This window comes from Pacificoceanicola onchidii, assembly GCF_004804335.1.
Classification (GTDB): Bacteria; Pseudomonadota; Alphaproteobacteria; order Rhodobacterales; family Rhodobacteraceae; genus Pacificoceanicola; species Pacificoceanicola onchidii.
The window spans coordinates 48,086-63,342 of record NZ_SRXY01000013.1; the positions used below are offsets into that span (position 1 = coordinate 48,086).

Here is a 15,257-nt window from a genome sequence, read left to right on the forward strand (position 1 = left end):
GCGTACACGGCCGCGGGTAAGCGGTAATCTTTTTCGAGCACATGCATTGACGTCTCGCCCAACCATTGGACGCTCAGGAGCTTTTGCCTGTTAGCAAATCAGCAGCGAAAGCGCCGATCGTTTTCTTGGTCGAGGGCGGCACGTTTCGTCCCACATTTTTCCAGTTTGCTTGAAAAGCTAAAGCTCTTAGCGGCACTCCCTCGCAACGCATCGTCAATTCTCGACCAATGTCACTATTTATGAGGGAGTTTTTCGCAGGCGCGTGTCTTTGCCCCTCAGAAGTCGAGACGGCCCACCCCCTTTGAGTCCACGCGTAACCTCCAAAGCTGGCCACCGGTATCTTGCGGTTGCAAAACTTGGTAAAGCGCTTTACTAAGATGGGCGCCGGATCTCGCCATCCCACGCTAATGACGAGTCTTTTTCCTGAAACGGACATGCGACATGACACACCTCAAAGGAATGACCTGGGACCATCCCCGTGGCTATGCCGGGCTGGAAGCCGCGACGGCTGAGTACAAGCGCCTTCACGGGACAAACATTTCCTGGGATCGGCGCAGCCTTCAGGCCTTCGCCGATGCCTCCATAGAACAGATGGCTCAAGACTATGATTTCATCGTTCTGGATCATCCCCATGTCGGCCTGATCGCCGACACGGAGAGCCTTTTGCCCCTGCCCTTTCCAAAAGACGCAACAGAAGCTTCGCTGGGCGGGTCGTTGGAAAGCTATGTCTGGCGTAATCAGCTCTGGGCTTATCCGATTGATGCAGCCTGCCAGGTGGCAGTCAAACGCTCCGACCTATGCCACACTGAACTGCCCGATTGGGAAACTGCCTTGGCAGGTCACTATGACCTGCCCATGGTCACCCCGCTACTGCCGGTGGATGCGTTTGACATGATGATGACCCTGATCGCAGGGCGCGGCGGAGAGCGGCTTCCGATGTCGCCAACCGCCTTTTGTTCGGACGAGAAAGGGCTTTTGTCACTGCGCGTGTTGAAAGCCCTTTACAAAGCCGGTCCGTCCGAGGCCGTTCACTGGAACCCGATCAAGGCGCTCGAAGCCATGTCGACAACCGACGACTTTGCCTATGCGCCCAGCCTGTTCGGCTATGTCAACTATGCCCGCCCCGGATTTCGCCCGCATCAGTTGGACTATTGCGATTTGCCGAGCTTCCGGGGCAGCGCCCTGAAACGCGGGATCCTCGGCGGTGCCGGCATCGGCGTTTCGGCACAAACGCACCACCCCGAAAAGGCTGTGGCCTTTGCACAATGGGTGACGTCCGAACCAGTCCAATCCGGGGTTTACCTCGAAAACGAAGGTCAGCCCGCGCATCTGCAGAGCTGGCGGCGCATGGGCAAGGATCCTAGATATTCCGGGTTTTTGCACGGAGCGCTGCACACCATGGAAAACGCCTGGACCCGGCCGAGGGATGTCTGGTTCCTCGGATTTGTCGACGATGTTTGTGACATCTTCCCGGGCTTCTTTCTGAAAGACCGGGACGAGACTGATTTCCTGCGCGAAATCAACGCGCTCTACCAAAAGCACTTGGAGGAACGCGTATGAAGACCGCAGTCATCACAGGCGGCAACAAAGGGCTCGGTCTGGCCCAGACCAAACGGTTCGTAAAAGACGGATATCAGGTTCATGTGGTCGCGCGCTCCAAGGGCGATCTTGGATCCGTTGACGGCGACGTGACCTTTGTCGAAGCCGATCTGAGCCGCAATGTGGGTTTCCTTTCGGACATTCATGCAAAAACCGGCAATATCGATGTGCTGGTCAACAATGCTGGGATGCATCTCAAGAAACCCATGTGGGACGTTTCACCCGAAGAGTTCGACCAGGTGATCGGGCTAAACGTCAAGGCCATGTTCCTGGCCTGTGGGCGCTACGTGGAACTGCAAAAACCCACCGGAGGAGCCATCGTCAATATCTCGTCCATGGGCGGCCTGCTCGCCCTGCCGAACTCCGCGGCCTATGTCACCGCCAAGACCGCTGTCGTCGGGCTGACCCGCTCGGTCTGCGTTGATGCCGCGCCGTTTGGCATTCGGTGCAATGCCGTGGCCCCGGGCTTTATCGACACCGACATGACCCGCGCGATCCTGGCCAAAGATCCGGCGCGGCGCGACAAGATCGAAGGGCGCATACCCGGCGGCAAGTTCGGCCAGCCCGAAGACATCGCGGAAGCGGTTCACTTCCTCGCATCAGACCGTGCAGCGCATATCTCCGGTGTGCTTCTTCCGGTTGATGGCGGCTACTCGGTGGGGTTCTGAGACATGAGCTATACGAAGTCCAAACTTGTCGCCGCGAGAGAGGTTTGCATCGAGCAGGTCGACATGCCCCAAGACATCGCGCCCGACCACATGCGCCTAAAACTTGCCACGGCAAGCATCTGCGGCACCGACATGCATTACTTTCGCCATTTTGCAAACGCCGGGTTCTATCTGGATTACCCCGTAACGCTCGGCCACGAAGCCTGTGCCTATGTTGCGGACGCCAATGGCCATGATTTTGCGCCGGGCCAGTTGGTGGCGATCAATCCGGTGATTGAATGCGGCACCTGCCCGGCCTGTCTGCGCGGCGACATCAATATGTGTCCGACCAAACGGTTTCCCGGATCGGCCACGACAAAACCGCATATCGACGGGTTCTTTCGCGAAGAGTTCGACTTCCCGGCGCGATGCTGCAAGGCCGTAGCCGATGGGGTGAACCCCGACCATCTGACTTTTGCCGAACCTCTGGCCTGCGCACTGCATTCGGTCAACCGCGCGGGGATCAAACCCGGTGACAAGGTTCTGGTCACCGGCTGCGGGCCGATGGGACTGCTGGCGGTTGTGGGGGCCGTGGCCAAGGGCGCTCAGGCGGATGTGACAGATCTCAAGCCGGACTCCATTGCCGCGGCAAAGGCCGTGGGGGCAACAGCCGGGTTTGTGATTGGACAAGATGACATGACCCAGCTGACGAGCAGTTACGACGTGGTGATCGAGGCGAGCGGGTCTCCGCATGCCTATAACCAGGCGTTGGATGCGGTGCGCAAACAAGGGGTGATTTCGGTGCTGTCCCTGATCCAGCCCACGGATGTACCGATCAACCTGCATCTCAACGCGCTCAAGGAAGTCACATCAGTCGGCTCAATTTTGTTTACCGATGAGTTTGCTGACGCCGTTGCCCTGATCGAAAGTGGCACGGTGAACTTCGACGCGATCACCGCTGCGAAGTTCCCTGTCTCGCGCACGCAAGACGCTTGCGAAATGATGGCGGATGGCAAGGCGGTGGGCAAAGTTCTGATCAAGCCGGACGCCTAACCCCAAGTCCAGCCTGGTCCATAATTCAAAAGGGCGCTCAATTGAGCGCCCTTTCTTTTGTCTTGCAACTGGATCGGCATTTTAATGGTCCATCACCCGGCCCGGAACCTTCCGGATCACTGGCCGGTTCAGATCACCCTTTGACCGCGCCCGCCGTCATGCCGGCAATGATCTGGCGGGCGGCAAAGAAGGTGAACAGCAAAGGCGGGATCACGATAAGCGTCCCCATGGCCATGATGCGCCCCCATTCCACCCCGGTATCGGTGATGAACCCGGCCGCCCCTACGGGCAGAGTGCGCGAGGTACGCCCGGTCAGCAAAAGCGCCAGGATGAACTCGTTCCATGCAATCCGAAAGGTAAAGATCCCGGCCACGGCATAGCCCGATTTCATCAGCGGCAAGAGCACACGGAAGAAGACCTGCAAAGGCGTCGCGCCATCCACGATAGCGGCCTCTTCGAGCTCCACAGGGATCTGCTTGTAAAATCCGAACAACAGCCAGATCGCGAATGGCAGGTTCAGCGCCGTGTAGAAGAAGATCAAGACGGCGAGGTCGGCATCCAGACTGAACTTGATAACCATTGCAAAGGCTGGCACGGCAAGGACAGCGGGCGGCACCATGCGCACAAGCAAGGTCGAGTTGGCCACCAAAACCCTGCCGCGAAACTCGGTCCGGGCCAGCGCATAAGCGCAAAGCCCGCCAAACAGCAACGTCAGGAAGGTTGCCCAGACCCCAACTATGACCGAGTTCCAAAGATAGCGGTCAAACTTGCCGCGGGTCATGATGTATTCGTAGTTCTCAAGGGTCGGCACAAAGAAGAACCAGACCGGTTCCTTTTGCTGCACAAGGACATCGTCCTTGAACCCTGTAACCACCATAATCCAGATCGGCGCCAGCGTGACAAGCGCGAGAACAATCAGGGCTCCGTAGTGTCCCCAGACATGAAGCGGGTTGTTTATCTGTTTCGTGATCATATCAGATATCCGACTTGTCTTTCATAGGGTTGCCCATTCGCAGGATGCCAAGGCTCAGAAGCGTGACAATCACGATCAACAGCACCGAAATGGCCGAGGCATAGCCGAGCTGCTGTGTATCAAAGGCCCGGTTGTAGATGTGCAGTGACAACAGTTCGGTCGATCGGCCCGGGCCGCCCCCGGTGAGGATGTACATGACCTCAAGCGCGCGAAAGACGTCGATCAGGCGCATCAGCAGTGCGATCATGAGGATCGAGCGGATCATTGGCAGCTTCACAAAGAGAATGTGTTGCCACCAGTTGGCCCCATCAATCTTGGACGCTTCGAGCACTTCCGACGGCAGAGCCTGCAGCCCGGCAATCACAATGATGAAAATGAACGGGGTCCACTGCCAGATGTCGGTGAAGACGATGGCAAAAAAGGCCAGGTCCGCGTCGCCCAACCAAACCTGAGGTTCAATCCCGATTAGGCCGAGATAGTAGTTGATCCAACCGATGCGCGCATCAAACAGATAGCGCCAGATCAACCCGACCACCACAGGTGACACCATCAGCGGCAGGATGAAGATCGTGCGAAAGACGGAAGCCCCCCGGATCGGCTTTTCCAACAACAAGGCCAGAGACACACCAAGGAACATTTCAATGGAGATCGTCCAGAACCCGAAACGCAGCGTGACCCAGATGGATTCCCAGACATTCTCATCCGTGAGCATCCGGGTGAAATGCCGCAGGCCGACGTAAGGGGCGTCCTGGAAATCGGTGCCGATCTTCCAATCATAAAAACTCAGGTAGAAGGCCTGGATCACCGGATAAACGAGGCCCGCCAGCATGATCGCCACGGCCGGAAGAATAAAGAAGTAAGGGACAAGCGCGGACAAGTCGCGCGGCCGCTTTAGGGCAGTTGGCGTGCCATGTGCAGGAATGTCAGTCATGTTGCCGAGCCTTTGGAAGGGAGATGTGGGGCGGCAGATCAGACCGCCGCCCCGGTTTGGTTACTGTTGGGCGCGGTACTCGGCCCAGGTGTAGTAGCCTTCACGCTCCATGATGGCGCGCAGTTTTTCATTGGCTTCGTCCATGATCGGCTGGATCGGATCATCGGTGGTGATGACCTGAGTCAGGGCCTGGCCAAGAACGTCGATGTTGATCTCGTTCCATTCCGGGATCAGCGGGCGCCAATCCGGATCCGCACAAGGAAGCTGCTCTGCCGTAACCGCATAATCCGGGTACTGATCGGCATTGTTCTTGAGCGTGGAAATCCGGATCGGATCACCACCCAGTTCCACCATGCGCTGATCCCCGGCCTTTGAGGTCATGTATTGAATGAACAAGAAGGCCGCTTCCTTGTTGGGCGCATTGTCAGGGATGCCAAGCGCAAACCCACCGGTTTCGGACCCGCAACGTTTGTCCGTCGGATGCAGCGCATAACCGACATTGCCGTCAATCTTGGACAGCTTGGGATTGCGGGACATGGCTGCGATCTTGAGAGTATCAAGATGCATCGCGGCATCGCCCTGAAGAAAAGCGGCGGAGGCTTCACCAAAGCCGAAGGTCTGGATGCCCACCGGGCCCGTCTTGGCCACGTGGCGCATGAACTCTGCGGCCTTCACCGCTTCAGGAGAATTCACCACCGGGTTCCATTCGTCATCAAAGATCTTGCCGCCCATCGGCGCCAGGTGAAACAACCACGCCGCCGTGACCTGGTGGCCGGTCTTACCCCGCGACGTCAGCGCCGGGATGCCGGCCTCGTGCAGCTTGGTCATTGCGGCTGTCAGTTCATCATAGGTTTCGGGAACCGCGATGCCCTGCTCTTCGAATACATCCTTGCGGTAGGCAAGGATCGAGGTTTCGGCACCGAACGGAATGCCATAAAGCGCGCCGGATGCGCCGGGCATGTAGCCTTTCTTGCCACCAACAACGCCACCGTTTTGCAGATAGGCATCCGCGATGTCGTCAATGTCATAAAGCGGATCCACAAGCGATCCGGAGGTGTAAAACTGGCTCAAGGGAGTCAGAAGTCCCTTGGACACGTACTCGCCCTTCCACATGACCACCCAGGAAACCACATCGTAATCCCCTTCCGGTTTGGACATTTCGAGAATCTGCCGATCTCGCAGCTTGAGATACTGAAGCGCGTCGATCTCAACCTCGATACCGGTCTCTTCGGTGAACTCTTCCACCAGCGTTTCGGCAGCGTTGAAATGCGCCAGCGATGGCCAGCTGACAACAATCGTCGTGCCGTCGTATTTCTCATAAGGATTGGCCAGAGCCGTCGTCGCAAGCAAAGCCGCAGCAGCGCTCGCCGCAAATCCTTTCAAAAGGTTACGTGTCATTCTTTCCTCCCTGAATGTAAGACTATTGTGCTGAAGTCAGGCCACCGCCTCTCCGGTGGTCTTGTCGAAAAGGTAGATTCTGTTGGTGTCGAACAGGTAGTCGCCGCTCTGCAGCGGGGCGCTGTCAGGGCCGACCTCAATCGCGGCCGAGACCTGCTTCGGACCGATATTGGCCGCGAGGAATTGGCTCGAACCGATGTATTCAGCGACCTCAACCGTCAGTGCAATCGGGGCAAAACGCGACTCCGCGGTGCCGCCCTTGGCTTCGGTCGAGGCAAAATGCTCGGGCCGCAACCCCGCCACCACATTGCGCGCGCCGTGGTTCTGGACCGCCTGTTGCAAACGCGGCGGCAGGGCAAGATCAAACCCTTGTCCGACAATGCGCGGCTCCGCGCCCTGCAGTTCGGCATCCAGAAAGTTCATGGACGGAGACCCGATAAACCCCGCCACAAACAGGTTTTTAGGGTTGTTGTAGACCTCACGCGGGCTGCCGACCTGCTGAACGTTCCCTTTTTCCATGATCACGATCCGGTCCGCCATGGTCATGGCTTCGATCTGGTCATGGGTCACGTAAACCATTGTCCGATCGAGCTTCTTGTGCAGGATGGCGAGCTCCGTGCGCATGGTGGCCCGGAGCTTTGCATCGAGATTGGACAGAGGCTCGTCAAACAAGAAGCAATACGCATCGCGAACGATGGCACGTCCCATGGCCACGCGTTGACGTTGACCACCGGAGAGATCTTTGGGTTTGCGATGCAGGTATTCGGTCAGTTCCAGCATGTCTGCCGCTACCTTGACCCGCTTTTCCACCTCATCCTTGGGCGTGCCCGCGAGGCGCAGCGCAAAGGACATGTTCCCCGCGACGTCCATATGCGGATAAAGCGCGTAGGACTGGAACACCATGGCGATGTCGCGTTCCTTTGGGCGGGCCCAGGTCACATCCTTCCCGGCGATATGAATCGATCCACTGGTGACAGGTTCCAGGCCCGCAATCATCCGCAAGGTCGTCGACTTCCCGCAGCCCGAAGGCCCCACGATGACAACGAATTCACCTTCATCAAAGGACAGGTTCAAGGGAGGAATGACATTCACCGCCCCGTAGGACTTGGTGATATCATTCAGTTGAACTCCACTCATTTGGCTCCTCCTCCAAACTGTGTTTGATTTGCGCCCAAGACGGCGTGGTCAATCGGCCTCGCCAGCCCGGTTGATCTTGACCCGGCGAATGATTTCCTCATCTCGCAAGCGCTTGAATTCCTCAGGATCCCGCGTCGACCAGTCATAGAAGCCGCGCCCCGATTTCATGCCCAGTTGCCCCTGTTCCAGAAGCTGGCCAACTGGCGTTTCAGCGGGGTCTGACACCGTGCTGAGATCCGCCCAGACCGCTTTGGCCGCCGGGGAATTGATCAGGTCGAGCCCAGCCAGATCCGCGTGTTCGAAAGCCCCCATGGCAGGCAAACGCGAGGCATAACCGACCTTCAGGATCGTGTCGCAGGCCTCCGGCGTCACAAGCCCCTGCCCCACCAGAGAGGCAAACTCGCGCAGAACCGCGTGCTGGATCCGCGCCCAGAGAAACCCCGGAATATCCGGGCAAAGCACAGGGGTTTTACCCGTGGCCTGCAAAATACGGGTGGTTTCGGCAATGGCCCTGTCCGAGCTATGCGCCCCGCCGACGACCTCGACCAGTTCCACAAGATGGGCTGGTTGCGCGTAATGCGCGATGCAGAAGTTGCCGGGGTCCTTAAGCGCCGATTGCAGTTCCGTGGCGCTCAATGCGGACGTGGTGGAGGACAGGATCGTGCCAGCGTCCGACAAGGATTCGACCTGGGCCAGAAGGTCCTGTTTCAGCGCCATATCCTCGGCGATGGCTTCGATAACAAAGCCTTTGCCCGCCACTGCCACTTCAAGTGAGTCAGTGGTTGCGATGCGTCCCAGAACCGCGTCCCGCTCTGCCGCGTCGGCCAAACCCTTGGAGACCAGGAAATCATAGGCCTTGCCGCAAAGCTCCCGCGCCGGAGCCAGAGTTTCCGCCCGGCGCCCCCAGAGCGTCACCGACGCCCCGCCAAGCGCCAGGGAAAGGGCAATCTGCCCTCCCATTGTGCCGGATCCCAGGACCGCGCAGGTTGGTAGGTCAGCCGACATAGTGCCACCCGCCGTTACGATTTTCAGCCAACCCTTTGGCAACAAAATCCTTCAGGCTGGCATCAATGGAGACAAGGGCCCGCCATTCCCGAACCATGTTCTGATCATCGCAGCACTTGTCGCGCAAATCAGCGAAACTGATGCCGGGATTGGCCTTCATATGGGTGACCATTGACGCCTCGACCTTGTCGACACGGGCGCGGCAATCCTCGATCAGTTCCTGGGTCTCGGCGGCGGTTTTCACCTCGTCATGGGCGAACAGAACCGCCTGCACATCGCGCTCAACAAGAAACTTTTCGATCTTGTCAAAAGTGGCCCGCATGACATTGGGCTCTTCATACAGGTAAAGCACCGGGTTGAAGGGCGGCAGCAGCGGATCGGCAATCACCAATGTCCGTGTCGAGCGTTCTAAAAAGCCGATCTCACACATGGAATGGCCCAGAACTTCGACCACTTCGAGTTCGATACCGCCGCCAAGATCAATGACATCGCCATCCTTGACGAACTGGTCGATCGGGCCCTCTGTCGGCCCCATCCAGTCCAGGTATTCCTCATTCAGGTCAAAGCTTTCGCCTTCGGGGAAGGCGTGGACAATCGCCTTGGCGTTCAACATGTTGTCCGCCACACGGTCGGCGCGGCCCTCGTGGCCGACGATCGTGCACCCGGTTTCGGCCTTCAGCCAACCATTGTTACCCACATGGTCCATGTGCTCATGCGTCAGCAAAAGCAGATCCAGAGCCTCCCGCTTGATATCGAGCTCATCAAAAGCTTGTTCCAGCGCGGCCAACCCACCGAACAGTCCGCTGTCGATCAGCGCGGTCTTCTCGGTGCCGCGCACAAAGAACACCCGTGTCGCGGTTTTGCCTTCGTGATCGCCCGGCAGCCCCATGGACACCGTTGCAAACGGGCCAGACTGATAGCTGATTACGGATTTCGTCATGACTGTCATTCTCCTCATCGCCCTTTGAACTCGGGGTCGCGTTTTTCCATGAAGGCCGCGATGCCTTCTTTTCCGTCATCGGTGGCAAACAAGGTGCCCAGAACACGTTGCTCCATGGTCAGCCCGGCGGTCAGCGCCGCATCAAGCCCGTCGTCCACCACGCGTTTCGCGTCTCGCAACGCCACCGGCGCTTGCCCAGCCAATTCCTGCGCAAAGGACATGGCGCGGGGCATCAGCGCGTCAGGAGCGCAAGCCTCTAGTGCGGCGCCATAGGAGACGGCTTCGGCCGCGGTGATCATCCTGCCCGTCATCAGGATTTCCTTGGCGCGCATGGGCCCCACCAAGCGGGGCAGGCGCTGGGTCCCGCCGCCTCCCGGGAGGAGACCAAGCTTGATTTCCGGCAGACCCATTTTGGTCTTTTCATTGACCAGAACAAAATCGCAGCACAGGGCCAGTTCGAACCCCCCGCCAAGCGCATAACCGTTTACGGCGCAAATGGTGGCCTGCGGAAGATTGGCAATCGCGTCAAAGGTTTGCCGTGAACGTCGCTGAAAGTCGTCAAACACGGTCTGTGGTGCGCCGTGATAGCCGGCAATATCTGCCCCCGCTACGAACCCACGCCCGGTGCCGGTCAGGATCAGCACCCGAACTTCTTCCTTTCGGGCATAGAGATCAGTGGCATACGCTCCCAACGCGGCCTGAATCTCGAAGTTCAGCGCCCCGAGCGCTTCTTCCCGATCTACCCGAAGAACCTCGATTGGCCCGTGCCGTTCCAGCACCAGATTTGGGTGCAACCTGTCCTGTGTCATCCCAAAGCTCCCGCCTTGCGAAGGCTGTTCAGGCGTTTTTCTCCAAGAAGCTCTGACAGAATCTCCTCTGTATGCTCTCCAACGCTTGGCGGCGCATGGCGCAGGGATACCGGCGTTGCACTCATGGTAATCGGATTGGCGATGGCCTTGATCTCACCGGCTTTGGGGTGCTCCATCGTCACAAGACGGGGCGAATCCAGATCGACCAGTTCCTGCATCGCTTCGCTCGAATTGCGGATTGGCGCTGCCCAGACATCGGCAGCTTCCAGGATCTCCATCAATGCTGCCGTGGTCTTAGTTCGGGTGCTTTCATCAATGCGCAGCTTGGTTTCGTCGCGCTGGTTCCAGGGGTCCATCGCGGCCAGACCGGGATCCTCCAGAAGATCGGCAAGCTTGGCCAACGGGCACATGGCGATGGCCACCCAACCATCCGAGGTCGGATGCGCGCCATAAGGGGCATCGTTCCAGCAAGACGCCACCCCGGCGCTAGACCGTTCGAGGCTGATGCCCTGATTGAGGACTGCAAAGTTTTCTTGCCCCATGAGGTTCAGCGTCGCCGAATAGAGATTGGTTTCGACCTTTTGCCCAATGCCGTGGCGGTCGCGGGCAATCAGGGCGCTCAGAATTGCAATGGCAAGGGCTTGGGAAGCTGCAAAATCAGCGATTGGCGTGCCACAGGCGGTCGGCGGATCCTCGGCTCGGCCCGTGTTGAACATCACCCCAGACATGGCCTGGATCAAAAGGTCCTGCCCCGGCATCCCCTTCTCGGCAAGGTAACTGCCTGCCCCCCAACCAGAGCCCGATGCATAGATGATCTTCGGATTGGCAACCTTGAAATCCTCATAGCCAAGACCAAGCCGATCCATCACGCCAGAGCGGAAGTTTTCGACCACAACGTCGCAGTGTTTGGCAAGATCCAGAAGCGCCTCGCGCCCTTCCGCGCTTTTGAGGTCAACGGACAAGGAGCGCTTGTTCCGGTTGAAGGACAGGAACGCGGCGCTGTCGCCGCCAACAAACTCGCCAATCATCGGCATGGACCGCATCCACTCGCCTTTGCCCGGCCGTTCCACCTTGAGAACATCGGCCCCCATATCAGCGAGCGTTTGTGTGCAAAGCGGGCCCAGCATCATTTGCGTGAAGTCGAGGACGCGAATGCCTTCCAGAGCTTGAAGTGGTTTCGTCATTGGATTGCTGCCCTCCCCTGGCCTCGAATCGCACCAAATTTGCCTTGGTAATACGCTTTACCAAGATCCGCTTGCGCGACGCAAGAAAAATCGGGACATTGTCTCTAAGACACGGATGAGGGCGCTTCGCATGGTAACGATGGCTGAAATCGCAAAGAAGGCGGGCGTATCGCCGGCCGTGGTTTCGCGTGTGATCAACAATGATCGGGCGCTGCGCATCGGCAAGGAAACGAGAGCGCGCGTTGAAGCCGTCATCCGAGAACTGAACTATGCGCCCAATGTTGTCGCTCAGTCCTTGGCTTCTTCAAAGTCGGGGCTGATTGCCGTTGTCGTCCATGACATTGCCAATCCCGTCTACGGAGAAATCCTGCGCGGCGCTCAGGAGCAGGCAAACAAGCTCAACAAAGCGATCATCCTCGGGGATGCTTCCGCTGGCATGGTGAGCAATACCCGGTTGGCCCGTATGATCGGCGGCGGCGGTGTAGACGGACTGGTCCTACAAGCCGCTGGCGCGTTTTCTGACGAGATCATTGCAAGTGCTGTGCGACAGGAGGTGCCAGTGGTGTTGTTGCAAGCCGGCATGAACATCGATGCACATCTTGTCCATCTCCCGGACCATGAAGCCGCAGAACTTGCTACTCAGCATATTATCGACTTGGGGCATAAACGGATCGGCTGCCTAGCAACGCAACAGGGCCTGACCTTTACCGATCAGCGGCTCGCAGGTTGGCGCCAAGCGATGGGCAGCCATGTCAACGAGGACCTTGTTGTGTATTCCGCTCCGCATTCTGACGCGGGCGCTGAAGGCACATCGGAATTGTTGGACCGGCACCCGGATCTGACAGCGATCGTTTGCTTTAATGTGGTCTCGGCTGTTGGCGCCTTGCGAGAAATCCGCGCAAGAGGTCTAAACGTGCCGGATGATCTGTCGATTATTGCCATTCATGACGTAAAATTCGCACAAGACCTCAGTACCCCGCTATCCGTGGTGTCCACCCCCTTGGCAGAAATGGGGCAGTTGGCTGTGGAAACTGTGTGCTCTCCGCCGGAAACCTCGCAATCAACGACCAGAGTTCTTACGAAACCAACCCTGTTGCTGCGAAACAGCACATCGAAACCAAGGCAGGTTTAAGCTCTGCGAACCAAATTCCAACTCTCAAGCGCTGCAAGAAAGGGTCATCTCACACGAGGTAAAAAGACCCAAGTTGTGACGAGTGCCTTGCCTTCCCTCGTTTCGCACCGGCCTATCGGGACAGGCCAAGACAACGCGGCCCGCAATCATCCCTGCCGCGGTGCCCCAAATGCTCGAAGCACCCGGCGAGCGGCAGCTTCGACCGGATCGTGGGTTTCTTTCAGGATCGTCACCCGGTCAAAACGGCCCGGGTCAGCGTTGACTGCGTCCCGAAGGGCTGCGCCGAACGCCATGCGCAGCTCAGTGCCGATATTGAACTTGCAGATTGCAGTCTCCCGCGCGAGCTTTGTGCGTTGCGCGACAGGCACGCCGGAGCCGCCGTGGATGACCAAAGGCACAGCCGTCACCGCTTCGATGGCTTTGATGCGGGCCTCATCGAGGCCGCCTTCCTTGTTTTCCTGCAAATGCACATTTCCCACAGAGATCGCCATGGCGTCGACGCCGCTTTCGCGTGCGAAAATCGCAGCTTCTTCCGGGTCCGTGCCGTTGGAGCCTTCGCCCCCGGAATACCCCACAAACCCAATCTCGCCTTCACAGGAAATCCCCGCCGCGTGGGCAATCTCGGCGATGGCAGCGGTCTCGTCGATGTTCTGCTGCAAGGGCTTGCGCGAGCCGTCGAACATCAGCGAGGTAAAGCCGCTGTCCAGCGCCTCTTTGCACTCCTCAAAGGTGTAGCCGTGGTCCAGATGCGCCACCACAGGCACCGAGGCGTTTTCGGCCAGGTGGCGGAACATCTTGCCCAGAACAGGCAACGGCGTGTGCGCTCGGCAGGACGGGCCCGCCTGCAAGATCACCGGCGCCCCTTCGGCTTCGGCGGCGGCCACATAGGCGCGCATGTCTTCCCAGCCGAGCGTGACCAGCCCGCCTACGGCATAGCCCTCTGCAAGGGCAGGTTTCAGAACGTCGGCGAGAGTGACAAGCGGCATGAGAGTCTCTTTATCGGGCAGGGATCGGGAAGCGCGAAAACGCTCACTTGAACTTGGCAATCATGTCCTTGATGCCGGGGATCGTTTCGATCTGATAGGCATGGCTGGGCTGGAAATACTGCACGAGGCTGCGCTGGGTCAGCCCGCCAAGGATCGTGAAGTAGTACATCTCGTAGCCCGGCAGCACCGCGCAGGGATGGTAACCATTGTCGATGCAGATCGTGGAGCCGTCGACGATGTGATAGGCATCTCCCGGCTTGCCATCCTCGCGCTGGAGCATTTGCAGGCCGGAGCCGTGGTTCGGCTTGAACCGGAAGTTGTAGGTCTCGTCGTGGCGTGTCTCATCCGGCAGACGGTTGGTGTCATGCTTGTGCGAGGGAAAACCGGACCAGCCCCCCTGCCCTACCGTGAACAATTCACTGACCAGAAGGCGTCCGACCTTGTCATGCTGCTTCTGGCCGAGGATGTGTTTGATCTTGCGGTGGGTTTTTGTGTCATCAGAGCCGTATTGCACGAGGTCATGCTCGCGCACGTCAAAGGGGTCGAGAACCTTGTCATAGCGCGCCCCGGCGATGAAGGTTTCGGTCTCCTCTGACACACAAACCAGCGTGACCTTGGCCCCGACCGGCACATAGACACCCTCCGGCTCGCCATCCCAGACATCCTCGCCCCGATTTCCCAGCGCGGTGAAATGAACCCCTTCGATTTCCACATTCACGCTGCCTGTCGCGGGCACGATGCAGGTCTCATAGCCCGGTACTTGATACTCAAACGCCTCGCCGCGTTTCAACTTGACGATGTTGAAATAGTTGAGCGGCACTGTTGCGTCGTCTGCGTCCACGATGGGTTTGTTCTGATTGTCGAAGGGAGCGATATGCATGTCGGGTCCTTTCAGGCCGTTGTCGGACCAGGATGGGTTGTGAGGAAGCGATCGAGTTGCCCCGTCGTGGGCATGGCAGGGGCACAGCCGGGCTGGCTGACCACAATGGAGGCGCAGGCCGAGCCGCGCAGCACGGAATCGCGCAGGCTGTGCCCGTCCGCGATGGAGGCGAGCAGACCGGCCATGAAACTGTCCCCTGCCCCATTGGGCTTTACGGCGGTGACAGGAAAGATCCCGGTACGAATTTCCTCGCCCCCGGCAAAGGTCACGGCCCCGCCTTCGCCCATCTTGTAGATCACCATTTTCCCTTTTGCGGCGAGATCGCGGGCCTTGTTCAGTCCCTTGTCCAACCCGCCGGCCATAAAGCCGAACTCTTCGTCATTGCCGACGATCAGGTCGCTCTCTTCGCCCGCGCGGGAGAGGACTTCGGCAGCCACATCCGCAGAAGGCCAGCTGTAAGGACGATAGTCGATGTCAAAGATGATCGGCAGACCCGCCCGCTTCGCATTCTCAAAGGCGCGGAAGGTCGCGCTGCGCGATGGCTCGGCGGCAAATACCGTCCCGGCGGTGATCAGGGCGGAAA

At 58.7% G+C, this 15,257-nt stretch carries 15 protein-coding genes; 4 read left to right on the top strand and 11 right to left on the bottom strand.

Annotated features, from left to right (window positions below; genetic code table 11):
* Nucleotides 1-441: 441 nt before the first annotated feature.
* Genes E4662_RS23405 through E4662_RS23415 form a run of 3 tightly spaced genes read left to right on the top strand, consistent with a single transcriptional unit; the run spans nt 442 to nt 3,299 of the window.
* Nucleotides 442-1,560, top strand: coding sequence for an extracellular solute-binding protein (locus E4662_RS23405; protein WP_136444066.1), 1,119 nt, complete (start codon nt 442-444; stop codon nt 1,558-1,560).
* Nucleotides 1,557-2,267, top strand: coding sequence for an SDR family NAD(P)-dependent oxidoreductase (locus E4662_RS23410; protein WP_136444067.1), 711 nt, complete (start codon nt 1,557-1,559; stop codon nt 2,265-2,267). Before E4662_RS23405 ends, E4662_RS23410 begins: the two co-directional genes overlap by 4 nt.
* 3 nt (nt 2,268-2,270) lie before the next feature.
* Complete coding sequence (locus E4662_RS23415) at nt 2,271-3,299, top strand: zinc-dependent alcohol dehydrogenase (RefSeq protein ID WP_136444068.1); 1,029 nt, start codon at nt 2,271-2,273, stop codon at nt 3,297-3,299.
* 133 nt (nt 3,300-3,432) lie between these two features.
* Here E4662_RS23415 and E4662_RS23420 read toward each other — a convergent pair whose 3' ends face one another.
* The 8 genes from E4662_RS23420 to E4662_RS23455 are packed head-to-tail and all read right to left on the bottom strand — an operon-like array spanning nt 3,433 to nt 11,676.
* On the bottom strand, nt 3,433-4,272 hold the full coding sequence (locus E4662_RS23420; RefSeq protein ID WP_136444069.1) for a carbohydrate ABC transporter permease: 840 nt from the start codon (nt 4,270-4,272) through the stop codon (nt 3,433-3,435).
* A 1-nt stretch (nt 4,273) separates the two neighbouring features.
* A complete protein-coding gene (locus E4662_RS23425) occupies nt 4,274-5,203 on the bottom strand; it encodes a carbohydrate ABC transporter permease (protein ID WP_136444070.1) in 930 nt (309 codons plus the stop codon).
* Nucleotides 5,204-5,263: 60 nt separating this feature from the next.
* A complete protein-coding gene (locus E4662_RS23430; RefSeq protein WP_136444071.1) occupies nt 5,264-6,601 on the bottom strand; it encodes an ABC transporter substrate-binding protein in 1,338 nt (445 codons plus the stop codon).
* Nucleotides 6,602-6,637: 36 nt separating this feature from the next.
* Complete coding sequence (locus tag E4662_RS23435) at nt 6,638-7,738, bottom strand: ABC transporter ATP-binding protein (protein ID WP_136444072.1); 1,101 nt, start codon at nt 7,736-7,738, stop codon at nt 6,638-6,640.
* A 48-nt stretch (nt 7,739-7,786) separates the two neighbouring features.
* The gene (locus E4662_RS23440; RefSeq protein WP_136444073.1) at nt 7,787-8,743 is read right to left on the bottom strand and encodes a 3-hydroxyacyl-CoA dehydrogenase family protein; all 957 of its coding nucleotides are present in this window, start codon (nt 8,741-8,743) and stop codon (nt 7,787-7,789) included.
* Complete coding sequence (locus tag E4662_RS23445) at nt 8,733-9,683, bottom strand: MBL fold metallo-hydrolase (protein WP_240705308.1); 951 nt, start codon at nt 9,681-9,683, stop codon at nt 8,733-8,735. The genes E4662_RS23440 and E4662_RS23445 overlap by 11 nt, the downstream gene beginning before the upstream one ends.
* Nucleotides 9,684-9,697: 14 nt before the next feature.
* Nucleotides 9,698-10,492, bottom strand: coding sequence for an enoyl-CoA hydratase/isomerase family protein (locus E4662_RS23450; RefSeq protein WP_136444074.1), 795 nt, complete (start codon nt 10,490-10,492; stop codon nt 9,698-9,700).
* Nucleotides 10,489-11,676, bottom strand: a complete 1,188-nt coding sequence (locus E4662_RS23455) for a CaiB/BaiF CoA transferase family protein (protein WP_136444075.1) — start codon at nt 11,674-11,676, stop codon at nt 10,489-10,491. The genes E4662_RS23450 and E4662_RS23455 overlap by 4 nt, the downstream gene beginning before the upstream one ends.
* A 130-nt stretch (nt 11,677-11,806) precedes the next feature.
* Between E4662_RS23455 and E4662_RS23460 the strand changes: the two genes are divergently transcribed.
* Nucleotides 11,807-12,808, top strand: coding sequence for a LacI family DNA-binding transcriptional regulator (locus tag E4662_RS23460; RefSeq protein WP_168798071.1), 1,002 nt, complete (start codon nt 11,807-11,809; stop codon nt 12,806-12,808).
* Between the two features lie 146 nt (nt 12,809-12,954).
* On the opposite strand, the gene E4662_RS23465 is transcribed toward E4662_RS23460, so the two are convergent.
* The 3 genes from E4662_RS23465 to E4662_RS23475 form a co-directional block, all read right to left on the bottom strand.
* A complete protein-coding gene (locus E4662_RS23465) occupies nt 12,955-13,794 on the bottom strand; it encodes a class II fructose-bisphosphate aldolase (RefSeq protein ID WP_136444077.1) in 840 nt (279 codons plus the stop codon).
* A gap of 43 nt (nt 13,795-13,837) precedes the next feature.
* A complete protein-coding gene (locus E4662_RS23470; RefSeq protein WP_136444078.1) occupies nt 13,838-14,674 on the bottom strand; it encodes a 5-deoxy-glucuronate isomerase in 837 nt (278 codons plus the stop codon).
* Between the two features lie 11 nt (nt 14,675-14,685).
* The coding region (locus E4662_RS23475; protein WP_240705309.1) for a PfkB family carbohydrate kinase at nt 14,686-15,257 on the bottom strand (572 nt) is incomplete at its 5' end.